The sequence below is a fragment of the Amycolatopsis tucumanensis genome (assembly GCF_021654135.1).
Lineage (GTDB): Bacteria > Actinomycetota > Actinomycetes > Mycobacteriales > Pseudonocardiaceae > Amycolatopsis_E > Amycolatopsis_E tucumanensis.
On record NZ_JAKGSD010000009.1, the window covers coordinates 53,054 to 75,625 of the forward strand.

Sequence of the window (22,572 nt, forward strand, 5' to 3'; positions counted from 1 at the left end):
CGCATTCGGCTCACCATTTCCGCCTGCCGGGTGGAAACAATCCGCCGATCGGCGGCGACTTCCCCACGTGGACCAGACGAACGTGCAGACCCCCCGGCCCGCCGTCCCACCCGCGCTGCGAGTTCCGCTCGCGGCTGCCGCCGCTGTCGCGGGGGTCGTGGCGGTCGTGCTCGGCGTGCTCTTCACCGGTGACGTCACCGGCACCGCGCTCGACCAGCGCGCGTACGAGGCGTTGCGGGACAGCGTGCGCGAACCGTCGTTGTCGTTCGACGTCTCGTGGGCCGTCGGCACCGCGGGGGATCCCGGGTGGGCCGCCGGGCTGGTCGTGGTCCTCGCCGTGATCTGCTTCGCCGCGCGACGCCGTCGTCTCGCGCTGCTCGCCGTCGCCGGGCCCGCCGCGACGGGGGTGCTCACCACGGTGGTGAAACCCGTGGTGGACCGGACGATCAACGGTGACCACCTGTCCTACCCCAGCGGGCACACGGCGCTGGTCACCTCGCTCGGGATCGTCGTCGGGCTGCTGCTCGCCGACCGGTTCCGGCTCGGCCGCGCGGGGCTGCCGCTGGTGCTCGGCCTGGCGGTGCTGTGCGGCGCGGCGATGTCGTGGTCGCAGACCGCGTCCCGGGTCCACTACCTCACCGACACCGTCGGCGGGTTCTGCACGTCCCTGGCCGTGGTGGTCGCCGCCGCGCTGGCGATCGATCGAGTAGCCGATCGTGTGAACGCCGGAGGGTAACGGCGCTTTTCGCCCCGGCGACTTCCGTAGACGAACACCTTCACGGACGGGGGCGGGTGATGACCACGAGGAGCCGGGCGATCCCGCTCGCGCTCGGCGCCGCGGCTGTCCTCGCGCTCGCCGGCGTCGTCGCGGCCGTCGCGACCGATCCCGCCCCGCCGGCCGTGGTTCCGACCGCGCAGGGCGCCCCGGCCGCTCCCCCCGCGCCGCCCGCCGCGGTCTGCGGCAGCCCGGCGCTGGCCGGGCCGGCTTCGCCACCGCCCGGCGCGGTGGTCGTCCCGGCAGGCAGCAACGCGGGCTTCGACTTCAGCACGCCGGGCGCGACGTACTGGTTCGCGCCCGGGGTCCACACGCTCGCGCCCGGCGAGTACTCGCAGATCAGCCCCGGCGCGGGCGCGACGCTGCTCGGCGGGCCCGGCGCGGTGCTGGACGGCAACCGCGACAACCGGTACGCCATCACCGGCCGCGCCACCGGCGTCACGATCCGGCACCTGACGATCCGCAACTTCGTCGCGCCCCGCGACGAGGGCGTGGTGAACCACGACTCCGGCGACGGCTGGACCGTCGAGCACAACACCCTGACCCGCAACCGCGGCGCGGCGCTGATGGCGGGCGCGCGTAACCGCATCGCCGGGAACTGCCTGGCGGACAACGGCCAGTACGGCCTGAACGCCTACCAGTCCGGCAACCGCATCACCGATCTCGTCGTCGAGGGCAACGAGTTCACCGGCAACAACACCGAGGACTGGGAGGCGCAGCTGCCCGGCTGCGGCTGCACCGGCGCGATGAAGTTCTGGGCGGTCAACGGCGCCGACGTGCGCGACAACTGGATCCACGGCAACCGCGGCACCGCGGTGTGGGCCGACACGAACAACAACGACTTCCTCATCGAGGGCAACCTCATCGAGGACAACGACGGCACCGGCATCTTCTACGAGATCTCCTACAACGCGGTGATCCGCGGCAACACGTTGCGGGACAACGCGTGGCGCACCGGCCGCGAGTTCGCCGGCGAGCGCGACCCGTTCCCGACCGGCGCGATCTACCTGTCCGAGACCGACGGCGACGCCCGGATCCCGGCCCGCACCGCGAAGATCGAGGTCACCGGGAACCTGCTGGAGAACAACTGGGGCGGCGTCGTGGCCTGGGCCAACGCGGACCGGTTCTGCAACTCGTCCGCGTCGACCACCGCCGACTGCACGTTGATCGTCGGCCCGGAGAACACCTCGGTCTGCTCGCCGCCCGCGATCGCCCGCGAGCCGCTGTACACCGACTGCCGCTGGTGGACCTCGGACCTGGAGATCCACGGCAACACCTTCCGGTTCGACCCGGCCGCGGTCGACGGCGGATGCCCGGTCGAGTTCTGCGGGCGGATGGCGCTGCTGTCCAACTACGGCAGCTCACCGGAGTGGTCGCCGTACCAGGGCGACGTGATCCAGCGGCACATCGTGTTCGCGGCGGGCAACCGCTGGCACGACAACACCTACACCGGGCCGTGGCGGTTCACGGTCCCGGACATGAGCACGACGGTGCCGGTCCCGCAGTGGACCGGGGCGCCGTACCACCAGGACGCGGGCAGCACGTTCGGATGAGCGGAGGGCGGATGGGACGCAGGTTGTGCGCGGAGAGCGAGTACCCGGCGGCGCTGCTCGCCGTGGCGGGGTACCGCCTGCCGGGGAGTGACCGGGCGTTCCCGGCGGAACCGGTGGCCACCGAGGAGTGGCCGAGGCTGCTCGCGGCGGCGCGGAAGCACCGGATGACCGGGCTGCTGACCGCGGCGATCACCGCGGGCGCGTTCCCGGCGACCGGCGAGCAGGCACGCGAGGTGAAGTCGGCGCACGCCACCAACCAGATGCGCGTGCTGGTGCTGGAGCACGAGCTGCTGCGGATCCTGGACCTGCTCGACGGGGCGGGCATCGAGGCGCGGGTGCTCAAGGGCACGGCGGTGGCCCACCTGGACTACCCCGATCCGGCGCTGCGGTCCTTCAACGACCTGGACGTGATGGTGCGCGCGGCGGACATCGACCGGACCGTCGCGGTGCTGGGGACGGCCGGGTTCCAGCGCACGCTCGCCGAGCCGCGGCCGGGGTTCGACCGGCGCTTCGACAAGGGCATGACGTTGCGCCCGCCCGCCGGGTACGAGCTGGACCTGCACCGCACCTTCGTCCTCGGGCCGTGGGGGCGGCGGGTCGACCTGGACGCGGTGTGGGACGGCGGGCAGGAGTTCGCCATCGGCGGCCGAGCGGTGCGGGCGCTGTCGCCGCCGAACCGGTTCCTGCACGCCTGCTACCACGCGGCCCTCGGCGACTGGCCGCTGCGGCTCGGCTCACTGCGGGACGTGGCGGAGATGCTGCGGGTGGTGGATCCGGGGCCGGTGCTGGCGCTGGCCGGGTCGTGGGGCGCGGAGGCCGTGGTCGCCGCCGCGGTGGCCGACACGGTGCGCCTGCTGGGGATCAAGGTCCCCGGCCCGCTGGCGCACTGGGCGGTGGCCTACGTGCCGTCGCCGCGGGACGAGTCGTGGCTGGGGTTGCACACGACGCCGGACAAGACGTTCGCGGCGCAGGCCGTGGCCACCCTGCGGGTCCTGCCCTGGCGCGACAAGCCGGCCTACCTGCGCGCGCTGGTCTTCCCGGACGCGGACTACACGGCGGACCGGCACCGGAACCCGTTGAGCCGCTTCACCTACGCGCTGCGCGAGGTTCGGAAGGGCTCGCCGACCGGGACGCGCTGAGGGTCAGCGCCGCAGCCGGGCGACCAGCAGGTTCGAGTCGTCGCCCACCAGGTTGGCGCCGTTGGTCACGTAGACCCGGCTTCCCCGCACGACGACGGCCGTGGTGCCCTGCATGCCGTCCCCGGCGTCGAGGAGGGTCTCCGCGGAGCCGTCCGCGCCGACCCGCACGAGCTTGCTGTCCTGGTTGATCGCCGCGAGGATCTCGTCGCCGCGGCCGGTGAAGTCGAAGTCGTCGATGCCCGCGAGCCCGGTGGCCCGGACCTCGGCGGGGCCGCCGGTCAGCGGGATGCGGACGATGGTGCCCCGGTCGGAGTTGCTCGCCCACACGGCGCCGTCGTGGACCTTCAAGCCGTTCGCGCCGAAGAAGCCGTGGGGCGCCAGAGCCGGGTCGGCCGACCACACGGAGGCCGCGCCACCACGCAGCGGCGCCTGCCAGATGCGCCCGCCCGCGGAGTCGGTCACCAGGAAGCGGTCGCTGTCGATGACCAGGGCGTTCGGCATGGTGTCGGCGGGCAGCGGCACGACCAGCCGTGGCGTCCCGGCGCGAATCTGCCAGATCCCGGTCAGCCCACCCTGTCCGGCGGAGTAGAGGAAGTACACGTCGCCGCGGTCCGAGCGGGCCACCCCGGTGACCACGGGTGTCCCGACGACCGGCGTGGTGCCGCCGCCGTCCGGTGGGAGCGGCATCGTGACGAGCACCCGGACGGCCCCGTCCGGCGCGACCCGCACCACCTGGCGGGCGGGGATCATGCCGACGACCGCACCGCCGCCGGGTTCCGGGGCGATGCTCTCGGCGGCCTGCCCCGCGGCCCGGTCGAAGTGGGCGAGGACGCGCACGTCGGCCAGGCGGGTGCCGGCGTCCGCGGTGGCCGGGACACCCGCGGCGAGCAGGGCGGCGGCGAAGAGGGCGGTGATCCGGTGGGGCGTCATGCTTCTCCTCCGGTGGTGAAGGTCTCCTGGCCGAGCACGGCCAGCAGCTCCAGCTGGGACACCGCGGCGCTGCCCGGCGCGGGCGAGTAGACGATCAAGCGCTGGTCCTGGCGGGCCGTGGCCAGCACGTCGAAGTCCAGCTCGACGAGCCCGATCACCGGGTGCCGGATGCGCTTGCGGTCGCTGCGGCGGACGGCGACGTCGTGCCGCGCCCAGAACCCGGCGAACTCGGCGCTCTCCGCCCGGAGCGCCTCGACGAGTTCGCGTGCCGCCGGATCGGCCGGGCGGGCCGCGAGGGTCGCGCGCAGGTCCTCGACCTGCGCGTGGCTTTCGTGGTCGTGGTCCTCGGCGGGGTGGCGCTCGCGCATCGCCGGGTCGGTGAACCACCGGTAGGTGCAGCTGCGGGCCAGGCCCCGGAAGCGGGTCTGCTCGCCGAGCAGCGCGTCCGCCATGACGTTCTGGGCGAGCACGACGTTCAGGTCGGTGGCGATCAGCGCGGGGAGGCCGGTGAGCCCGTCCAGGAGCCGGAGGAGGCCGCGGCTGACGTGCTCGTCACCGCCGGTGCGCGGCGGGGCCTGGTGGCCGGCGAGCCGGAAGAGGTGGTCGCGTTCGTCGACGGTGAGCCGCAGGGCGCGGGTCAGCGCGGTGAGCACGGAGACTGATGGTCGCGGGCCGCGGCCCTGCTCCAGGCGGGCGTAGTAGTCCGGCGACATGCCGGCGAGCTGGGCGACCTCGAAGCGGCGGAGCCCCGGCGTCCGGCGCCGCCCGCCGGCGGGCACCCCGACGTCCCCAGGCTGGAGCACCGCCCGGCGACGCCGGAGGAAGTCCGCGAGTTCGTTCCGTTCCACGTGCCCAGCATGATCCGCGCGGGGTGGGGACAACCAGGACTTGCGGATCCCACCCAACGGGCGGCGGCCAGCCACGCCCGCTGCGGCGACGACACGATCGGCGGCCTAGTGCCGACAACCAGGAACCGCCGGACTCCTACCGAGCGGTGGCCAGTCCGGCCCGCTGCAGCACCGTCCCGCCAAGCCGCGCCGCCCCGCGCAGCAACCCACCGGCACCACCTACCGGACCGCCGCCAGCCAACCCTGCCGCCCCACCGTCCCACCAAACCGCGCCGCCCCGCACAGCAACCCACCGCCGAACCACCTACCGAGCCGCCGCGAGCCAGGCCTGCTGCAGCAACGTCATCGACGCCGCGTGCGGCTTCGCCGACAGCCATCCGTCCCGCAGCGCCTGCGCGTCCACCAAGTCGTGGTCCACCCCGCGGCCGGTCCACTCCCGCGCGAACGCCCTCGTCCGTCCGGTGAACACCGCGCCGGTGAAGGTCGCCTTCGTCGTGCGTTCCAGGACCTCCCGGGGCAGCAGGTCGCCGAACACGTCGCGCATCGTGGCCGTCCGCCCGCTCCACCCCCAGAACCCGGCGGCCCGCGCGATCGCCGCCACGAAGTCCGGCTCCGCGAACGTCTGCACGTACCGGCAGTCCAGTTCGGACCCCAGCGCGCGCACGCTCTGGTAGCCCAGCCGCGCGCACCGCCGCGTCGTGAACTGCCACGCGTGACGGCCGGCGTGCAGCTCGTACGCCGCCGCGTCCGCCGCGTCCCGTTCGGCGAGCAACTCGGCCGCGGCAGGCCGCAGCCACGGCCGCTGGTGCCGGTTGCGCAGCGCCGCCCGCCGCCGCACCCGCGCCGGGGCCAGCGCGCGCACCGCGTCCGGGAACACGCTCGCCCGCACCCGGCCCCGCGCCTTGAGCACCTTCGTCAACGGCGTGATCCGCTTCAGCCCGAACACCTCGTCGCCGCCCTCGCCGGTCAGCAGCACCCCGCCGCGGGCCGCGTCCATCATCCGCCAGGTCGGCGCGAAGTTCGGCGGCCACACCAGCCCGTGCCGCCGCAGCACCGCGGTCGCGATGGGCCCGACCGGGTCGTGCTCGTCGTCCACGGTCAGCACGATCCGTTCGGTGACGCCGAGGTGCGTGAGCACGGCGTCCTGCCACGCGGTCTCGTCCGACTCCGGCGCGGCCGGATAACGCAACGTGATCGGCACCGGCAGCGGCAGCCCTTCGCGCCGCGCCAGCGCCACCGCCGCGGCCAGCAGGGCGGAGGAGTCCCGGCCACCGGAAAAGGCGACCAGGCACGGTGTGCGGCTCAGGTGGCCGAGCAGGATCCGGTCCAGCACCCGCCGCGGCTCGCCGGGATCGCCCAGCGGCAGCGGGAGGAGGTCGTACCCGTTGATCCAGCCACCCGCGATCTCCAGTCGGTCCATTGTGTACAGCGCCACCGGGTGCTCACTTCCGGACAGTCGGCGGACGGGGACAGGTGGTCACGGGACCGGCGGGCGACCGCCGGCCCCGTGACCGGGCAACGCATCACGAGTAGGCGTCGTTGTCGCCGAGAATCGGGATCGCCCACGTGAGGTTGTCCGGCGAAGAACCAAACAGGTTCGCCTGTGTCAAGTCCGTCACCGAACCCAACAGGGTGATTTCCGGGGCCGTGTAGGGCTCGCGCATGTGTTCACCTCCCCCCGCCACTGGCAGGAACGGGAAAACCGGGGTCACGAAAACGTCAGATCTCCGAAGAGGGTGCCCGCGGCGAAATCGGCGTCGAGCCGGCTTCCCGACGACTGACCGAGCGTGAGCTCGGACAACGAGCCGATGTCCTCGATGCCGGGGGCGGCGTACTCTTTCTTCATGTCACTCCTTTCCGTTAATCGTCGACGTGACAGAGCCCAAGGACCTCGACCGGGATTCGCCTGAATGCGGCAGGCCGTTACAACCACTCGCCGAATGTGCTGGTGACGTTGTCCAACCGGTACCGGGACAATTCCTGGAATACGTTTTCCCGGCGGTACGATTCGACGGTGGGGATCACACGCATCGCGCGGGCTTCGGCGGCCACGCCACGGCTGATCGCGGCCGCGGCGCGCGAGGTCGCGGCGGCCGACCGGTTCGGCACCGTGACGGCGGCGGTCTACCAGATCATCGGCGCCGTCGGTGCGCTCGGCGTGGTCGCGGCGAGCAAACTGACCTTCGACGCGTTGCTGCAACCGGAGCGCGCGCGCTTCGGCCTCACCGTTTCATTGCTGGCGCTGGCGTTGATGACGGCGCTGACCGGTTCGGTCGGCGCCCTGCAGACCCAGCAGCACCGGCTGCTCGGCGAGCGCGTGTCGCAGCGGGTGTGGGACAGGGTGCTGGACACCACGGCGCGCGCGGACCTGGTGACCTACGAGTCCGCCGGCTTCGCCACGTCGCTGGAGCGCGTCCAGCAGAACGCGCTCACCCGCCCGTTCGCGGTGACCACCGCGCTGCTCGGCCTGACCGGCAGCCTGCTGGGCGTGGTCACGATGTCGGCGGTGCTGATCGGCGTCGAACCGCTGCTGGTGCCGATCCTGCTCGCCGCCGGGCTGCCCGCGGTGCTGCTCGCGCGGTGGGCCAGCCGCACCGAGTTCGCGTTCGCCCACCGGCTGACCCCGCTGTTCCGCCGCCGCAACTACCTGCGGCAGCTGCTCACCCAGCGCCCGTACGCGGCGGAGCTGCGTGCGTTCCACTCGACGAAGCCGCTGCGGGAGCGCCACCGCGAGCTGAACGCCGGTATCAACGTTCAGCTGCGGCAACAGGTCCGGCGGCGGCAGCTGATCGCCGGTCTCACCACGATCGGCGTCGCGCTGTCGCTGACGGCCGCGTTGCTGGCGATCATCGGCCTGGTGCGCAGCGGCCGGATCGACCTGCCCGCCGCGGGCGCGGCCGCGATCGCGGTGCGGTTGCTGAGCAGCCAGCTCGGCACGCTGTTCACCTCGATCGGCGGGCTGCTCGAATCGGCGCCGTTCCTGGCCGACCTGGAGCGGTTCGTCGCGTCCGCCCCGCCGTCGACCGCCGCCGGGCAGAAGCGGCCCCTGCGGCAGGGAGTCGTGTTGCGGGACATCAGCTTCCGCTACCCCGAGCAGGAGCGGCCCGCGGTCGACGCGGTGGACATCGAGATCGGCGCGGGCGAGGTGGTCGCGCTGGTCGGCGAGAACGGGTCCGGCAAGACGACGCTCGCCAAGATCGTCGCCGGACTGTACGACCCGGACCTCGGCACCCGCCGCTGGGACGGCGCGGACGCCCAGCCCGCCGACATCCGCGCCTCGGTCACGGTGATCTTCCAGGACTTCGTGCGGTACCAGATGACGCTGCGCGACAACATCACGATCAGCGACGGCGACCGGCCGGGCGACGAGGAGTCGGTGCACGACGCGGCCCGGCGCGCGGGTGTCCTCGGGGTGACGCGCGAGCTGCCGCACGGCCTGGACACGATGCTCGGCCGGGACCTGGACGAGGGTTTCGACCTGTCCGGCGGGCAGTGGCAGCGGGTGGCTCTGGCGCGGGCGCTCTACCGGGACACGTCGCTGGTGGTGCTGGACGAGCCCGCCGCGGCGCTCGACCCGCGCGCTGAGCACGAGCTGTTCACCGACGTCCGCGCGATGCTGGGCGGCCGCGCCGCGCTGCTGATCTCGCACCGATTCTCCAGCACCCGCATGGCCGACCGGATCTACGTGCTCGACGCGGGCCGCGTGGTGGAGTGCGGCACGCACGACGAGCTGATGGCACGCGCCGGCCAGTACGCCGAGCTGTACCGGCTCCAGTCAGCTGCTTACCGCTGACAGCAGGTCCGTGAGCACCTCGTCGCGGAACGGCGGTCCCCACGGCACGGTCGCCTCGTACACCGGGACCTGCGCGACCAGGTCGGCCAGCCCCTGGAACGCGAAGTCCATCACGGCCGGGTCGCGCCAGCCGAGCACGCGCGGGAACTGGCTCATCCGCAGGAACGCCCGCGTCCCGGTGAGCCGCTCGACGGAAACGTCCACAGCGGACCGGCTCGGCCGCGGGATCACGCACGCCGCCAGCGGCAACGCGTCCGCGGTCACCGGCGACCGCAGGGCCAGCCGCCCGTCCGCGGTCGGTCGCACGTCCGCCGCGGCCGCTCCGTCCGCGAGGCCCCGCGCCGCCATCCGCAGCCGGTTCTCCGTGCTCCCCGGGTGCACGAGCCCGCCGGGGTCCACCCGCAGCACGTCGTCGGCCACCAGGTCGCACCCGTGCCCGCACAGGGCGGCGGCCAGCGTGGACTTCCCCATCCCGGACGCGCCCACGAACGCCAGCGCCCGCCCGTCCACCCGCACCGCGCTCGCGTGCAGCACGAGGTGCGAGTTCAGCGTCAGGTGCACGGCCAGCAGCGCGCCCGTCGCGAGCACGGTAAGCAACCCGTGGTCGGCCGCCGGGTCCAGGTGGTAGGTCACCTCACGCAGCAACGGATCGCCGGCGAACTCGCACAGTCCCGGATACCGCAGCACGGTCCGGTCGCCGTCCGTGGCGAGCGTGTAGAACACCCGCCCGTCCGGTTTCGCCAGCTCGGCCAGGCACCGCCCGGGCAGCTCCGCGCGTGGCACCTCCCGGTCGGCGCCCCGCCGCAGCACCAGGTCCGGCTCGCCGCCGTCCCCGGCGGGCAGCGCCAGCTCGACGTCGCTCCACACGGTCAGCCCGTGCGCCCGGTACGTGAAGTCCATTGTGGTCACCCCGCCGATCCGAGTACCGCGTACCGACCCGCCGTGGGGTCGAGCGCCTTGCCGTCGATCTCCAGCCAGGAGTGCGCGGAGAACCGGCCGTCCGCCTCGCGCCGCACGCCGATCCGCAGCACCGGCTCCAGTGCCCGCAACCGGTGGCCGATCAGCAGGCACTGCCGCAGGCAGGTGTCCCCGGCGGGCCACCGCGACACCACGAAGTACGAGGCCCGGATCGGCGCGCGCGACCACCGCGGCAGCACGGGCGACTCGTCGGCGGGCGGCGCGGCGCTGGTCAGGTCGCACCGCACACCGAGGCGACGGCAGGTTTCCCGCAGGTCGGCGCGCCGCAGGCTGAGCTCGATCCGCACCATCGGCGGGAGCGCCCGCAGCACCTCCCACGCCAGCCGCCGCCTCCTCATGTCGCCAGCCAGGCCTGTTGCAGCAGCATCGCCGTGGACGCGGGCGGCTCGTCGGCGAGCCACGCGGCCCGCAGCGCGTCCGGGTCGACCAGCGAGCCGTCGACGCCGCTGCCGTCCCAGTTCCGCGCGAACTCCCGCGACTGCGGCCCGAACCGGGACGCGTTGAACCGCGCCTTGTCCCGCCGCTGGAGAACCGCCTCCGGCAGCAGCCCGTCCGCGACCAGCCGGGTGCCCGCCGCGCGGGTCATCGGCCGCCCGGCCGCGTAGGACGCCACGAACGACGGGTCGGCGAACGGCTCGACCAGCTCGCAGTCGTACTCCGCCGCGGCGTCGGCCCGCGTCCGGAAACCCACCGCGTAGGCCCGGGTCGCCAGGGCGGTCCGCACGCTGGTCTCCCACCGCAACGGGCGGTCCGCGGCCTCGCGCCAGACCACGCGCCGCAGGTCCGGCCGCAGCCACGGCATCGGGACGGAGCGGCGGGCCACCTCGCGGCGGGCGAACCCGGGCGCCGCGCACACCGCGAACCGCGCCCAGTCCGCCCCGGTCATCCCGCGGCCGCGACGGCGCGCCACCGCGCGCAGGGTCCCGAGCCGGTGCCCGCCGAGCACCTCGTCCCCGGCGTTGCCGGTCACCAGGCTGCCGCCGGGCGCGTGCGACGCGAGCAGCACGGTGTTGCCCAGCGCGGCCGGGTAGACCGGGCCGCGGGCACGCAGCACCGGCTGCACGAGCGGCCCGATCAGGTCCAGCTCGTCGCCGATGTCGCGGCGCACCCAGCTTTCGACGCCGACGTGCCGGATCACCGACTCCTGCCAGGCCGACTCGTCCGCGGCCGGGTCGCCGGGGTAGCGGAAGGTGAGCGCGATCGGCGGCGCGAGCCCTTCGCGCGCGGCGAGGTCCGCAGCGACCGCCAGCAGCACCGAGGAGTCCCGCCCACCGGAGAAGGCGATGACGCACGGCTCACGCAGCAACGCGGGGCGCAACGCGTTCCGCAGCGCGAGCACCGGGTCCATCGGCGAGCCGAGCGGGAACGGCGCGGATCCGAGCGGGCGTCCCACCGCGACGTCCAGTGTGGACAGTCGCGGCGGCGCCTCAGTGGAGGAGCTCGGCATCGCGGAGCCGGCCGAGGAACGCCTCGATGTCGCGGCGCGCGGTGTCCGCGTCGATGTCGTACTCGCTGGTGATCGCGCCGACCAGGTCGTCGAGCGAGCGGTCCTCGGCGAGCAGTTCGAACAGTCGCGTGCCGACACCGGTGATGGTGAAGTACTTCGAGGTCGACAGGCTGAGCACAATCGTCTCGTCACCGATGGTGCGAGCCGAGATGTCGGATGCCCGTACGCGCATGGCGGCCCTCCCGGAACTGGCGGCTTCACCTGCCAGTCGCCGATGATCATTCCCCCGTTACGGCGAAACGAACCCCGCCGCGGGACCGACTCCCAACGGTGACCACCGCCGTGCTGCCCACGCGAACCGCCCTGCCCGACGCCGTGCGGCGCCCGCTGCTGGTGCTCGCGATCCCGGCCGCGGTGACCGTCGCGGTGCTGGCCGTCCGCGTCGCGGGCGCCGGCTCGGCGAGCGCTCTCGACCGCTGGATCCTGGACGCCTCTGGCGGCGCGATCCCGTACCCGTCGGCGGAGCGGGTGACCGCCAAGGGCCTGGACTTCGCGGGCGAACCGGCGGGCGCGGGCCTGCTGGTGGCCGCGCTGGTCACGTTGTGCCTGGTGCTCGGGCACCGGCGCACCGCGCTGCTCGCCGTGCTCGGGCCCGGTCTGTCGGTGGCCGTGACGACGCTGCTGAAACCCGTGGTGGGGCGGACGATCAACGGCCCGCACCTGTCGTTCCCCAGCGGGCACACCGCGGTGGTGACGGCGATGGTCCTGGTGTTCGCGTTCGTCCTGGCCGACCGGCTGCGGCTGCGCCCGCCCGCGGCCACGGCGGTGGTGCTCTACGCAGCGGTCACCGCGGGCGCCGCCGAGGCCTGGGCGCAGTTCGGCATGGTCGTGCACTACCCGACGGACACGCTCGGCGGCTTCTGCGTCGCGCTCGTCGTCGTGCCCGTGACGGCGTGGCTCCTCGACCGCGTCAGGCGTAGGGCCGGAACACCGGCTTGACCGACCGGCCGCCGATCCACGGCGTCGGGTCCTCGACGTCCAGCGCCTTCCGGTAGACGGCGCAGGCCTGCGCCACCACGTCCACCGTCCGGTCGATGTCGGCCTCGGTCAGCGCGCTGCTCACCACGAACGACGGCCCGAGCACGCCACCCGCCACCAGCTGGCGCAGGAACAGCGTCCGGTACGGCTGGGACGGCCGCAGCTGCTCGTCGAGCGTGCCGAACACCAGGTTGCTCGCCCGGCCGCGCACCACGACGTGCTCGCCGACACCCATCGCCGCCGCCACGTCCCGCACACCGGACGCGAGCCGCTCGCCGAGTGCGTGCAGCCGGGCCGAGATGCCCTCCTCGACGTAGGTGTCCATCACGGCCATCGCGGCGGCCAGCGAGTGCGTCTCCGCGCCGTGCGTGGTGGACAGCAGGAACACCCGCTCGCGCGAGTGCCGCAGCCCGCCCAGCTCCATCAGCTCCCGCTTGCCGGCCAGCGCGGACACCGCGAACCCGTTGCCCAGCGCCTTGCCGAACGTGGACAGGTCCGGCGTCACCCCGTAGTAGCCCTGCGCGCCAGCCTCCGACCAGCGGAAACCGGTGATCATCTCGTCGAAGACCAGCACCACGCCGTACCGGTCGGCCAGCGCGCGCATCCCCTCCAGGTACCCCGGCTGCGGCTCGACCCCGGTCGCGGCCTCCATGATCAGGCAGGCGACGTCGTGGTTGCGCAGGATCTCCTCGGTCGCGGCCAGGTCGCCGTACGGGAAGCGCACGGTCAGGCCGGTGATCTGCGGCGGGATCCCGGCCGGCATGCCGGTGGTGCCGATGAACCAGTCGTCGGTGGAGAAGAACGGGTGGTCGGCGCAGATCGCGACGACCGGGCGCCCGGTCGCCGCGCGCGCCAGCCGCACCGCCGCGGTGGTGACGTCCGAGCCGTTCTTGGCGAACTTGACCATCTCCGCGGTCGGCACGGTCGCCAGGAACTTCTCCGCGGCGGACAGCTCGACGACGGACGGCCGCACGAAGTTGCTGCCGCGGTCCAGCTCGCGCCGCACGGCCTCGACCACCCGCGGGTGGGCGTGCCCGAGGCTCACCGAACGCAGGCCGGAGCCGTACTCGATGTAGGAGTTGCCGTCGATGTCCCACACGTGCGCGCCGCGGCCGTGCGAGATCACCGGCGCCAGCCCTTCGGGGTACTGGTCCTCCCCCTTGGCGTAGGTGTGCGCGCCGCCGGGGACGAGCTGGTGCAGGCGCTCGTTGACCTCGGTGGAGCGGGGCAGGATCTGCGCGTCCATGACTGTCACCTCAGGGTTCTCAGGACTTCGGCGAGCGAGGGCGCGCTTCGGTCGCGGTCGGAGGTCAGGGTCACCGGCAGCGGCCACGGGATGGCCAGGTCGGGGTCGTCGAAGGCGATGGTGACGTCCTCGGACGGGTCGTGCGGCCGGTCGATGCGGTAGGAGACGTCGGCGGGTTCGGTGAGCGCCTGGAAGCCGTGCGCGCAGCCCGCCGGCACGTACACGGTGACCTGGGTGTCGCCGGAGAGCCGGAAGTACTCGGTGTTGCGGAAGGTCGGCGAGTCCGGCCGCAGGTCGACCACGACGTCGAACACCTCGCCGTAGGAGCAGCGGACCAGTTTGGACTCGCCGGCGCCGGAGCGCAGGTGCATGCCGCGGATCACGCCCTTGACCGACCGGGACAGGCTGTCCTGTGCGAAGCCGTCCGGGTCGATGCCGACGGACGCGACGACCTCGCGGTCGAACGTGCGCGAGAAGAACCCGCGCGCGTCCACGTGCGGTGTCGGTTCGAACAACCAGGCCCCGGCGATGCCGGCTACCGGAACGGCCTTCACGTCCGGCTCCCTTCGACGACGGATTCGGACATGATGGCGAACTGGCGCTCCAGCCGCTCGCTCATCACACGATTGCGTTCCTTGAGGATCGCGGTCAGCTCCTCGCGCCGGTCCTCCAGTTCGCGGAACTGCGCCACGAGCCGGTCGAAGTCGGGCTCCCGCGCGGACTGGCAGAACTCGCCGAGGCCCATCGCCGACATGAGCACGTCGTTCTTGCGCGCGTAGCCCAGCGAGAGCGTCGGCTTCGCGGTCTTCAGCGCGCACAGCACGTTGTGGTAGCGGGTGGCGACGACGACGTCGACGGCGGCCATCTGACGCATGAGGTCCTGCAGCGAGGTCAGCGGCTCGGCGGTGATGTCCGCGCCCGGCGCGGCGGCGATGACCTCCGCGAGCACCTCGTCGTCGGCGACGTCGCCGGTGAACAACCGGATCGGACGGCCCTCGTCGGCCAGCAGCCGCACGAACCGCTTCACGGTGTCCAGGTAGGCGCGGTTGATCTCGTCCGCGCGGGCCCGGTCGTCGTTGCCGCCGCGGAAGGCCATCACCCCGACACCGACGGCGCCGGTCGAGGGCCGCGGCTCCGGATCGGCCAGCCCGAACGCGAGGTCGGGGAAGACGGCGTCCGAACTCACGTCGACCCCCATGCGCGCCATGGCCTGGCGGGAGTGCTCGTCCCGGTAAGAGCGGTAGTGCGCCAGCCGCGCGGCGCGCGTGATGACCCACCGGGTGGCGCGTTTGCGCACCACGTCGGCGCCGACGCTGACGAGCGCGACCCGGGTCCCGGTGAGCCGCGCGGTGACGCCGAGCCAGAACAGCGAGTACGGCAGCGCCCACGGCCGCAGCGGCAGCGTGGCCTCCAGCACGCCCATTCCGGGCACGATCACCACGTCGTAGTTCCGCACCCAGGCCCAGGTCCGGAACGGGTCCAGCAGCTTGCCGAGCACCTTCAGCCCCGCGGCCGGCAGCCCGGTCGCGTCACCCGCGTGCGGCTCGTACCACTGCAGGTGCGTCGCCGGCGCGCCGTACCGCGCGGTGAGCTGCTCGGGGCCCATCGCCAGGAAGCCCAGCTCGGCGTCCGGATATCGCTCTCGCACGTAACTCAATACGGCGTCGAGCGATCCGTCGTTGCCCAGGTTGCCCGAACCGAGGATGCCGAAGAACCCGATGCGCGTCACGAAAGCAGACCTGCCTTCCGCAGCGGCTTGCCGCCGAGCCACTCGCCGAGGACGCCGTAGCAGCGCAGCCGCTCGCTCGACGACAGCGGCGCGCGGCGGATCGCGGTGACGTACCCGGCCAGGTACTCGGCGAACAGCCGCGCCTTCGACTGCCCCGTCCGGCGCGGGTCCAGGTTCGCGCACACCTTCTGCACCGAGCCCAGGTTGTCGCCGCGGCCGGGGTGCTCGCGGCGGAAGAACATGACCTCCGGGACCTGCACGAACGTGCCGTGCAGGGCGAGCTCGCCGACCAGCTTCCGTCCGGCGTTGTGGTAGCTGTCGTGCGGCGCGATCCGCCGCATCACCGAGGTGCGGATCACGCCGTAGAAGTCGTCGCCGCCCTCGGTGAACATCAGGCTGCGGAACCGGACCGCCGCGTCCGGCGAATCGGTGTCCAGGCCGTAGTCGTAGTTCTCGATGACCTCGCCCCGCTCGTCCACGATCGCCATGTACGAGTGCGCGAGCACCGCTTCCGGGTGCCGGTCGAGCGCCTGGACGCACTTCGCCAGCAGCTCCGGCGCGAACAGGTCGTCGTGCGCCGCCCACTTGACGAACTCACCCCGCGCCGCCTGCACCACGAAGTTGTGGTTGGGCGCGGCGCCGATGTTGCGCGGCTGCCGCAGGTAGCGGATCCGCTCGTCCTTCGCGGCGTACTTCTCGCAGATCTCCTGGGTGCCGTCGGTGGAGGCGTTGTCGGAGATGATCAGCTCGAAGTCGGTGAAGGTCTGGGCGAGCAGGTTGTCGATGGCTTCGGCGACGTAGTTCTCCCCGTTGTAGACGGGCAGGCCGACGCTCAGCCTCGGTGCGGTCGTCATGGGGTCCTCGCTTCCTCGGGAACGTGCTCGCGGACGGCTACGTGCAACTGGCTCCACCACACGAACGCGCCGGCGAAGGTGGCGCACGCGACGCCCCAGCCGGACCCGACGGCGCCGCCGATCGCCGCGCCGGACAGGCCGCCGATCACGTAGAGCGCGGACGCGACTAGCTGGCACCGCATGCTGCGCTTGGCCGCGCCGAGCGCCCGCAGGCCGGTCGCGGCGCCGCCGATGAAGCTCGCGTTGAAGACGGACAGGGTGGCCGGAATGATCAGCGCCTCGGCGGTGTGCCAGACGTCGCCGAGCACGAGCTCGCCGAGCCGGTCGTTCAGCACGAGCAGCAGCGCGCCGCCCCACAGCAGCGCGCCGAGCGCCTGGCTCCCGCCGAGGAGCAGGGCGAACGTCGGCAGCCGCCGCACGTTGCGGCGCACCACCCTGGCGGCCTCAGGCACCGCGACGAACGCCAGTCCCATCAGGACCGCGACGAACGGCCCGAGCAGCAGCTCCCCGCCGCGCACGGTGCCGACCGCCGCCACCCCGGCGATCGCGCCGAGGCCGTACATGCGGATCTGCGAGCCACCGCTGTTGCTGACGTTCTCCACCAGGTAGCGCGGGCCGAGGTCACGCTGGTCGTGCAGCCACGACCGCACCCCGTCGAGGCTCGGCCGCAGACCCGTCTGCAGGTAGCCGTAGCCTGCGGCGACCGCGGCCGCGCCGCCCCAGGCCAGCAGGAACGCGACAACGCTGCCGTGCAGGTCGGCCAGCACCATCGCGGGGATCATCGCGACGCCCCACAGGGCGTCGTTGACGAACGCCTTGCGCCCCTCGCCGGAGGCGAAGAACGCGAACCGCCAGCTGTCCTGCAGCAGCAGCGCGGGCAGGATGACGCCGAGCGCGACGAACGCGGGCCCGAGGCTCCCACCCACCACGATCCCGAACACCACGCTCAGCAGGCCGGCCAGCGCGCCCACGGCCAGCGCGGTCGCCGACGACCGGGCCACCGCCGCCCGCCACACGCCGGTGTCCACGCCGCTGAAGCGCACCATCAGCGGATCGGTCGCCAGGCCACGCGAGATGTTGATCAGCACACCATAGGTGACCCAGGCGAGGCTGAAGATGCCGAACGCGGTGACGCCCAGCTCGCGCGCGACGTAGATGCCGACGGCGAAGTTCGTCAGGCTCGACACGGCCTGGTCGCCGAGGCCCCAGGACAGCCGCCCGGCCATCGCGCGCAGCCCGGAGGGCTTCGCGGCGGGTTTGCGGTGGCGGCCGGTGGTGGTCATGCGATCACCCCGCCACCAGGCCGGCGTCCCGCAGGGCGTCGGCGGCCGCGGCGACCGCGGCGAAGTCCAGGCCGGACCGGCGGGTGATGTCGAGCAGGTCGTGGTCGCCGTCGGAGAGGTTCAGCACCCACAGCATCGCCATCTGGGCCTGCTTGGCGTCGCTGCGGCCGCCGAGCGAGTCGTAGAGCCCGCGCTTGCCCAGCTGCGGCTCGCCGTACGGGCTCAGGTTCGTGTAGCGGCGGTTGCGGTCCAGCACGGCGAACGCCTCGCGCAGCACGGCGAGCGTGTCCTCCATCGCCACCGGTGACACGAAGTCCGGGTTGTCCGCCGAGGTGTGGTACTCCGGGTAGCCGGCGTACGGGGTGCGGGTGAGCGAGCCGACGCCGAGGTCGAACCCCGGCGAGCAGAACTGCCGCTCGTCGTAGCCGTACGGCGAGAAGTCCAAGATCCGGTGTGGACGGTCGCGCAGCACGTGCGCCAGCACCCGGTCGATCTCCGCGTCCCCGCGCCGCGACCGCTTGTACGTCAGGTCGCCCCGGTCGCCCGCGCAGGCGAGCACGACACCGTGCTTGACCCGCGCGACGTCGTTGCGAGCCAGCCAGGTGATCGCGCCGATCGTGCCCGGCATGAACAGGAACCGGTAGGTGTACCAGGGGTTCACCAGCGCCTTGGCGAGCGCGATCGCGACCGCGACGCCGGCCAGGTTGTCGTTGGCCAGCGACGGGTGGCAGATGTGGCAGGACACGATCACCTCGTCGGCGATCTGCCCCGGCACCACGTGCTCGCCGTAGCTGAGGTGCCCGTCGGCCAGCGTGGAGTCGATCCGGACCTCGTAGTCGCCCTCCGGCAGCGCGTCCAGCGTCTCCTGCGCGAGGCAGAAACCCCACGCCGGCGAGTAGTAGCTGGTGCGGTACGGGACCCAGGACGGGCGGTCCGGCAGGGTGTGCAGGTGCGGCCGCAGCTCCGCCAGGCTCATCGTCGCCGACACCGGCACGCTGTAGCCGACCACGTGCAGGTTCGACTCGGCGAAGTCGACCACGCGCTTGCCGTCGGCGTCGGCGATCCAGGCGTCCCGGATGTTCCACTCCTGCGGCACGGTCCAGTCGAAGACCTGCGTGCCGGTGGGCACCTCGTGCCGCTCCAGCGGGACGTGCTCCCCGATGACGTCCAGCGTGGCCCGGACGCCGTCGCCCGTGATGCTGCGGCAGAGCGGGTACAACCGCTCCACCAGCGCGTGCATCCAGGTCCCGTCAAGCATCACACGAACCGCAGGGTGTCGTCGACCGCACCGGCCTCGCGGTGCTGCTTGAGCCGGGCGAGCCGGGTGAAGCTCTGCTCGAACGAGCGGTGGGTGAGCCCGTGCCGCTGGTAGGCCTCGACCAGCTCGACCGCGCCGTCCTTGACCGACCACTCGCAGGCGAAGCCGGGGATCGCGGCGCGGAACCGGGAGAAGTCGACCCGGTAGGAGCGCGGGTCGGCGCCGGCCTCGCCGGTGATCCGCAGCCGCGAGCCGGGCACGGCCTCGACGACCTGCTCGGCGATCTCCGCGACGGTCACGTTGTTCCGCTCGGTGCCGATGTTGAACGCCTTGTCGTGCACGGCTTCCCGGGGCGCGACGAGCGCGGCGGCGAAGGCCCGCGCGATGTCCTTCGCGTGCACCAGCGGCCGCCACGGCGTGCCGTCGGAGAGCACCAGCACCTCGCCGGACAGGCACGCGTGCCCGACCAGGTTGTTCAGCACGATGTCCGCGCGCAGCCGCGGAGAGAAGCCGAACGCGGTGGCGTTGCGCAGGTACACCGGGGAGAAGTCGTCGTCGGCCAGCTCGTGCAGGTCGTCCTCGACCAGCACCTTCGACTCCGCGTACGGCGTCACCGGCCGCAGCGGCGCGTCCTCGTTGACCAGGTCCGCGCCGCCGGAGGCGCCGTACACCGAGCACGTCGACGCGTACAGGAAGCGGGACACCCCGGCGTCCTTGGCCAGCCGCGCCAGCCGGACGGCCGCCTTGTGGTTGATCTCGTAGGTCAGCTCGGGCGCGAGCGCGCCCAGCGGGTCGTTGGACAGCGCCGCCAGGTGGATCACGGCGTCCACACCGGACACCTGTTCCGGCGTCACGTCCCGCAGGTCCACCCGGTGCCCAGGCGGGTCCTGCGGCGCCGGGCCGAGCACGCACTCGTCGAACAGACCGGAGTCGAGCCCGGTCACCTCGTGGCCGGCGGCGGCGAGCACCGGCGCCATCACCGTGCCCAGATACCCCTTGTGCCCGGTCAGCAGCACACGCATGACTCAACCCTCCAGCCGGAGACACAGCTTCCTGACGTGGAAGGCCTCCGCGTACCGCGCCTGGCACTCGATCCCCCGAATGCGGGCCAGCCCGAGGAACGCCTCCCGGTCGTACCAAGGACGATGTCGCTGCGAGGCGTAGTGCTGTTGCAGCAATTCGACTTTTTTCTCGGCGAGTTCGTCCCGCAGCGGGACGTAGGCCGACGGCGTGGTCAGGTCGCCGTCCCACTTGACGATCTCGTAGCCGAGGGTGAGGTGACCGCGGAACGCGGTGGTCACGAGCTCGGCCAGGCCGCGGTGGTCCTGGTGCGCGTCGCCGGTGCGGGGCGCGAGGATCAGGTCCGGATCGGTGCGCGCCCGCAGCTCCTCGAGCGCGTTCTTGGCCTCGTCCCAGTGCGCGGGCAGCCGGCCGTCCGGCAGCTTCAGCACGGTGACGCCGAGATCCGCGCCGGGGCAGAACGCCGCGAGCGCGGCCCGTTCCTCGTCCTCGCGCTCGGTGCCGCCACCGGAGAGCACCAGGGCGTCCACCCGCAGTCCGGGGCGGCTCAGCGTGAGCAGCGTGCCGCCCGCGCCGATCGCGATGTCGTCGCAGTGGGCGCCGAGCACCACGATCCGCTCGAGCCGCTCCGGAACCAGTCCGATCACGCCGGCACTCGGTCCTTCTCCCACAGCGCCCACGGGCGCACCCCGCGCGTGTAGGCCTCGTCGAGCGCGTAGCGCTCCTTGACGGTGTCCGTCGGCTTCCAGAAGCCGCGGTAGGGGTAGGCCAGCAGGCGGCCGCGCTTGGCCAGTTCGGCGCACCCGTCGGCGACCAGGTCGCCGTTCTCCGGGATGTGGTCGAACACCTCCTGGCGCAGCACGAAGTACCCGCCGTTCTCCCACAGCGGCATCTCGCTCACCGCGGTGATCGAACCGACCAGGCCGCCCTCGTCCATCTCCACGCAGTGGAACGACGACTGCGGCGGCACGACCATCATCGACGCGCCCGCGTCCGACCGGGAGAACCGCTCGATCATCGACGGCAGCGGCGCGTCGGTGAGCACGTCGGCGTAGTTGGCGAGGAACATCTCATCACCGTCGAGGTGCTTCCGCACGCGGCGCAGCCGTTCCCCGATCGGCGACTCGATCCCGGTCTGCACGAACGAGATCGTCCAGTCGGCGATGTCCGTGGACAGCAGTTCCGCCTTGCCGCCGCGCAGCACGAAGTCGTTGGACGTGGTCTCCTCGTAGTTGAGGAAGAAGTCCTTGATGTGGTGGGCGCCGTAGCCGAGGCACAGGATGAACTCGGTGTGCCCGAAGTGCGCGTAGTAGCGCATGACGTGCCAGATCAGCGGCCGGGGACCGACCATGGCCATGGGTTTGGGCACGTCGGAGGCGGTGCCGTTGCGCATCCGCATCCCGTACCCGCCGCAGAACAGGACGACCTTCACGTTGGGTTCACCTCGACGATTTCCAGGCGGGGTATGGGGAAGACGAGCTTGCCGCCCCACTCCCCGACGTAGGACAGCTGCTGGGTCAGTTCGTCCCGCAGGTTCCACGGCAGGACCAGTACGTAGTCGGGCCGGTCCGCGGCGATGCGCTCCGGCGGCAGGATCGGGATGCGCGTGCCGGGCGTGAACCGGCCGTGCTTGTACGGGTTGCGGTCGACCGTGTAGGCGAGCAGGTCCGGCCGGATGCCGCAGTGGTTGAGCAGTGTGTTGCCCTTGCCCGGCGCGCCGTAGCCGACCACGGTCCGGCCGTCGTCGGCCGCGTCGACGAGGAAGCGCAGCAGGTCGCGGCGCACCTTGGCGACCCGGGCGGCGAACTCGGTGTAGCCCGAGAGCTCGTGCAGCCCGGCGGCTTTTTCCCTGGCCAGGACGTCGACCATCCGCCCGCTCGGCTCACCGGCGGTCTCCGCGGGCCGGGCCCACAGCCGGATCGACCCGCCGTGCGTCGGCAGCAGCTCGACGTCCACAAGGGACAGTCCGCCGGACGCGAGCGCCCGCTGCGCCGAAGCCACCGTGTAGTACTGGAAGTGCTCGTGGTAGATCGTGTCGTACTGGGTCTTCTCGATGAGCGTCAGCAGGTGCTGCACCTCGATGGACACCCAGCCGTCGTCGGCGACCAGCGCCCGCAGGCCCTTCGTGAAGCCGATGACGTCCGGGATGTGCGCGTAGACGTTGTTCGCCACCACCAGATCCGCCGGCCCGTGCTCGGCCCGCACCGCCGCCCCGGTCTCCGGCCCGAGGAACGCGGTCAGCGTCGGCACGCCCGCGTCCCTGGCGGCTTGGCCGACGTTCACCGAGGGCTCCACGCCGAGGCACCGGATGCCCTGTGCCACAACGTGTTTGAGCAGATACCCGTCGTTGCTGGCGACCTCGACGACGAACGATTCGCCGTCCAGGCCCAGCCGGTCCACCGCGCCCGCGACGAACCTGCCCGCGTGGTCCACCCAGGATTCCGAATACGACGAGAAATACGCGTATTCGGTGAATGTCTCCTCCGGCGTGATCAACGGCGGGATCTGTGCGAGCCAGCAATCCGTGCACACCCGCAGGTGCAACGGAAAGGTATTTTCCGACTCGTCGAGTTGGGCTTCGGTCAGGAACAGCTCACACGGCGGAGTCGCACCGAGATCGACGACACTCGCCAGCCGGGTCGAGCCACAGAGTCGGCAGGTGGTCATGCCCCCTGATTCGG

24 protein-coding genes are annotated in these 22,572 nt (G+C 72.6%); 5 read left to right on the forward strand and 19 right to left on the reverse strand.

Annotation, left to right across the window (positions count from 1 at the left end; genetic code table 11):
- The first annotated feature begins 67 nt into the window (after nt 1-67).
- From L2C96_RS11960 to L2C96_RS44425, 3 genes are read left to right on the forward strand one after another with little or no spacing between them, the layout of a single operon-like run.
- A complete protein-coding gene (locus L2C96_RS11960) occupies nt 68-736 on the forward strand; it encodes a phosphatase PAP2 family protein (RefSeq protein WP_237336194.1) in 669 nt (222 codons plus the stop codon).
- A gap of 59 nt (nt 737-795) precedes the next feature.
- Nucleotides 796-2,328 carry a right-handed parallel beta-helix repeat-containing protein gene (locus L2C96_RS11965; protein WP_237336195.1) on the forward strand — a complete coding sequence of 511 codons (1,533 nt, stop codon included), beginning with the start codon at nt 796-798 and terminating at the stop codon, nt 2,326-2,328.
- Nucleotides 2,329-2,339: 11 nt separating this feature from the next.
- Nucleotides 2,340-3,467 carry a nucleotidyltransferase domain-containing protein gene (locus tag L2C96_RS44425; RefSeq protein WP_272882427.1) on the forward strand — a complete coding sequence of 376 codons (1,128 nt, stop codon included), beginning with the start codon at nt 2,340-2,342 and terminating at the stop codon, nt 3,465-3,467.
- Nucleotides 3,468-3,470: 3 nt separating this feature from the next.
- On the opposite strand, the gene L2C96_RS11975 is transcribed toward L2C96_RS44425, so the two are convergent.
- The 5 genes from L2C96_RS11975 to L2C96_RS11995 all read right to left on the reverse strand — a co-directional run bounded on the left by L2C96_RS11975 (nt 3,471) and on the right by L2C96_RS11995 (nt 7,091).
- Entirely contained in the window at nt 3,471-4,397 is a 927-nt protein-coding gene (locus L2C96_RS11975; RefSeq protein ID WP_237336196.1) for a hypothetical protein, read from the reverse strand.
- Nucleotides 4,394-5,245: a helix-turn-helix transcriptional regulator gene (locus L2C96_RS11980; protein ID WP_237336197.1), complete on the reverse strand. Its 852-nt coding sequence runs from the start codon at nt 5,243-5,245 to the stop codon at nt 4,394-4,396. The genes L2C96_RS11975 and L2C96_RS11980 overlap by 4 nt, the downstream gene beginning before the upstream one ends.
- 304 nt (nt 5,246-5,549) lie before the next feature.
- Nucleotides 5,550-6,680, reverse strand: a complete 1,131-nt coding sequence (locus L2C96_RS11985; RefSeq protein ID WP_237336198.1) for an asparagine synthase-related protein — start codon at nt 6,678-6,680, stop codon at nt 5,550-5,552.
- Nucleotides 6,681-6,768: 88 nt separating this feature from the next.
- Complete coding sequence (locus L2C96_RS11990; RefSeq protein ID WP_237336199.1) at nt 6,769-6,909, reverse strand: hypothetical protein; 141 nt, start codon at nt 6,907-6,909, stop codon at nt 6,769-6,771.
- A gap of 44 nt (nt 6,910-6,953) precedes the next feature.
- Nucleotides 6,954-7,091 carry a lasso RiPP family leader peptide-containing protein gene (locus tag L2C96_RS11995; protein WP_020417455.1) on the reverse strand — a complete coding sequence of 46 codons (138 nt, stop codon included), beginning with the start codon at nt 7,089-7,091 and terminating at the stop codon, nt 6,954-6,956.
- 168 nt (nt 7,092-7,259) lie between these two features.
- On the opposite strand from L2C96_RS11995, the gene L2C96_RS12000 reads away from it, so the two are divergent.
- Nucleotides 7,260-9,038: an ABC transporter ATP-binding protein gene (locus tag L2C96_RS12000; RefSeq protein ID WP_237336200.1), complete on the forward strand. Its 1,779-nt coding sequence runs from the start codon at nt 7,260-7,262 to the stop codon at nt 9,036-9,038.
- Here the strand turns inward: L2C96_RS12000 and L2C96_RS12005 are convergent.
- The 4 genes from L2C96_RS12005 to L2C96_RS12020 are packed head-to-tail and all read right to left on the reverse strand — an operon-like array spanning nt 9,021 to nt 11,695.
- The gene (locus tag L2C96_RS12005; protein WP_237336201.1) at nt 9,021-9,938 is read right to left on the reverse strand and encodes a phosphoenolpyruvate carboxykinase (ATP); all 918 of its coding nucleotides are present in this window, start codon (nt 9,936-9,938) and stop codon (nt 9,021-9,023) included. The two genes, L2C96_RS12000 and L2C96_RS12005, sit on opposite strands and share 18 nt — an antisense overlap.
- A gap of 5 nt (nt 9,939-9,943) precedes the next feature.
- Nucleotides 9,944-10,354: a lasso peptide biosynthesis B2 protein gene (locus L2C96_RS12010; protein ID WP_235716089.1), complete on the reverse strand. Its 411-nt coding sequence runs from the start codon at nt 10,352-10,354 to the stop codon at nt 9,944-9,946.
- Complete coding sequence (locus L2C96_RS12015; RefSeq protein ID WP_237336202.1) at nt 10,351-11,409, reverse strand: asparagine synthase-related protein; 1,059 nt, start codon at nt 11,407-11,409, stop codon at nt 10,351-10,353. Before L2C96_RS12015 ends, L2C96_RS12010 begins: the two co-directional genes overlap by 4 nt.
- A gap of 34 nt (nt 11,410-11,443) precedes the next feature.
- Nucleotides 11,444-11,695 carry a PqqD family protein gene (locus L2C96_RS12020; RefSeq protein ID WP_237336203.1) on the reverse strand — a complete coding sequence of 84 codons (252 nt, stop codon included), beginning with the start codon at nt 11,693-11,695 and terminating at the stop codon, nt 11,444-11,446.
- A gap of 98 nt (nt 11,696-11,793) precedes the next feature.
- Here L2C96_RS12020 and L2C96_RS12025 point away from each other — a divergent pair, with 98 nt between their 5' ends.
- Entirely contained in the window at nt 11,794-12,462 is a 669-nt protein-coding gene (locus L2C96_RS12025; RefSeq protein ID WP_237336204.1) for a phosphatase PAP2 family protein, read from the forward strand.
- Here L2C96_RS12025 and L2C96_RS12030 read toward each other — a convergent pair.
- Genes L2C96_RS12030 through L2C96_RS12075 form a run of 10 tightly spaced genes read right to left on the reverse strand, consistent with a single transcriptional unit; the run spans nt 12,434 to nt 22,558 of the window.
- The gene (locus L2C96_RS12030) at nt 12,434-13,747 is read right to left on the reverse strand and encodes a glutamate-1-semialdehyde 2,1-aminomutase (RefSeq protein ID WP_020417447.1); all 1,314 of its coding nucleotides are present in this window, start codon (nt 13,745-13,747) and stop codon (nt 12,434-12,436) included. The genes L2C96_RS12025 and L2C96_RS12030 overlap by 29 nt on opposite strands.
- A gap of 5 nt (nt 13,748-13,752) precedes the next feature.
- A complete protein-coding gene (locus L2C96_RS12035; protein ID WP_020417446.1) occupies nt 13,753-14,301 on the reverse strand; it encodes a dTDP-4-dehydrorhamnose 3,5-epimerase family protein in 549 nt (182 codons plus the stop codon).
- The gene (locus L2C96_RS12040) at nt 14,298-15,476 is read right to left on the reverse strand and encodes a polysaccharide pyruvyl transferase family protein (protein WP_237336205.1); all 1,179 of its coding nucleotides are present in this window, start codon (nt 15,474-15,476) and stop codon (nt 14,298-14,300) included. The genes L2C96_RS12035 and L2C96_RS12040 overlap by 4 nt, the downstream gene beginning before the upstream one ends.
- A complete protein-coding gene (locus tag L2C96_RS12045; RefSeq protein ID WP_237336206.1) occupies nt 15,473-16,330 on the reverse strand; it encodes a glycosyltransferase family 2 protein in 858 nt (285 codons plus the stop codon). The genes L2C96_RS12040 and L2C96_RS12045 overlap by 4 nt, the downstream gene beginning before the upstream one ends.
- Nucleotides 16,327-17,613: an MATE family efflux transporter gene (locus L2C96_RS12050; RefSeq protein WP_237336207.1), complete on the reverse strand. Its 1,287-nt coding sequence runs from the start codon at nt 17,611-17,613 to the stop codon at nt 16,327-16,329. The genes L2C96_RS12045 and L2C96_RS12050 overlap by 4 nt, the downstream gene beginning before the upstream one ends.
- 4 nt (nt 17,614-17,617) lie before the next feature.
- Nucleotides 17,618-18,871, reverse strand: a complete 1,254-nt coding sequence (locus tag L2C96_RS12055; RefSeq protein WP_237336208.1) for a DUF4910 domain-containing protein — start codon at nt 18,869-18,871, stop codon at nt 17,618-17,620.
- On the reverse strand, nt 18,871-19,893 hold the full coding sequence (locus L2C96_RS12060; RefSeq protein ID WP_237336209.1) for an NAD-dependent epimerase/dehydratase family protein: 1,023 nt from the start codon (nt 19,891-19,893) through the stop codon (nt 18,871-18,873). Before L2C96_RS12060 ends, L2C96_RS12055 begins: the two co-directional genes overlap by 1 nt.
- 3 nt (nt 19,894-19,896) lie before the next feature.
- Nucleotides 19,897-20,538 (reverse strand): PIG-L deacetylase family protein, encoded by a 642-nt coding sequence (locus L2C96_RS12065; RefSeq protein ID WP_020417440.1) that lies wholly within the window; start codon nt 20,536-20,538, stop codon nt 19,897-19,899.
- The gene (locus L2C96_RS12070; RefSeq protein WP_020417439.1) at nt 20,535-21,323 is read right to left on the reverse strand and encodes a sugar phosphate nucleotidyltransferase; all 789 of its coding nucleotides are present in this window, start codon (nt 21,321-21,323) and stop codon (nt 20,535-20,537) included. Before L2C96_RS12070 ends, L2C96_RS12065 begins: the two co-directional genes overlap by 4 nt.
- Nucleotides 21,320-22,558: a class I SAM-dependent methyltransferase gene (locus L2C96_RS12075; protein WP_237336210.1), complete on the reverse strand. Its 1,239-nt coding sequence runs from the start codon at nt 22,556-22,558 to the stop codon at nt 21,320-21,322. Before L2C96_RS12075 ends, L2C96_RS12070 begins: the two co-directional genes overlap by 4 nt.
- Between the last annotated feature and the right edge of the window lie 14 nt (nt 22,559-22,572).

Bases quoted from the DNA above. Each gene is read 5' to 3' on its own strand.
- L2C96_RS11965 (WP_237336195.1), top strand. From the start codon at position 796: ATGACCACGAGGAGCCGGGCGATCCCGCTCGCGCTCGGCGCCGCGGCT.
- L2C96_RS44425 (WP_272882427.1), top strand. From the start codon at position 2,340: ATGGGACGCAGGTTGTGCGCGGAGAGCGAGTACCCGGCGGCGCTGCTC.
- L2C96_RS11975 (WP_237336196.1), bottom strand. From the start codon at position 4,397: ATGACGCCCCACCGGATCACCGCCCTCTTCGCCGCCGCCCTGCTCGCC.
- L2C96_RS11990 (WP_237336199.1), bottom strand. From the start codon at position 6,909: ATGCGCGAGCCCTACACGGCCCCGGAAATCACCCTGTTGGGTTCGGTG.
- L2C96_RS11995 (WP_020417455.1), bottom strand. From the start codon at position 7,091: ATGAAGAAAGAGTACGCCGCCCCCGGCATCGAGGACATCGGCTCGTTG.
- L2C96_RS12005 (WP_237336201.1), bottom strand. From the start codon at position 9,938: ATGGACTTCACGTACCGGGCGCACGGGCTGACCGTGTGGAGCGACGTC.
- L2C96_RS12010 (WP_235716089.1), bottom strand. From the start codon at position 10,354: ATGAGGAGGCGGCGGCTGGCGTGGGAGGTGCTGCGGGCGCTCCCGCCG.
- L2C96_RS12020 (WP_237336203.1), bottom strand. From the start codon at position 11,695: ATGCGCGTACGGGCATCCGACATCTCGGCTCGCACCATCGGTGACGAG.
- L2C96_RS12030 (WP_020417447.1), bottom strand. From the start codon at position 13,747: ATGGACGCGCAGATCCTGCCCCGCTCCACCGAGGTCAACGAGCGCCTG.
- L2C96_RS12045 (WP_237336206.1), bottom strand. From the start codon at position 16,330: ATGACGACCGCACCGAGGCTGAGCGTCGGCCTGCCCGTCTACAACGGG.
- L2C96_RS12050 (WP_237336207.1), bottom strand. From the start codon at position 17,613: ATGACCACCACCGGCCGCCACCGCAAACCCGCCGCGAAGCCCTCCGGG.
- L2C96_RS12055 (WP_237336208.1), bottom strand. From the start codon at position 18,871: ATGCTTGACGGGACCTGGATGCACGCGCTGGTGGAGCGGTTGTACCCG.
- L2C96_RS12060 (WP_237336209.1), bottom strand. From the start codon at position 19,893: ATGCGTGTGCTGCTGACCGGGCACAAGGGGTATCTGGGCACGGTGATG.
- L2C96_RS12075 (WP_237336210.1), bottom strand. From the start codon at position 22,558: ATGACCACCTGCCGACTCTGTGGCTCGACCCGGCTGGCGAGTGTCGTC.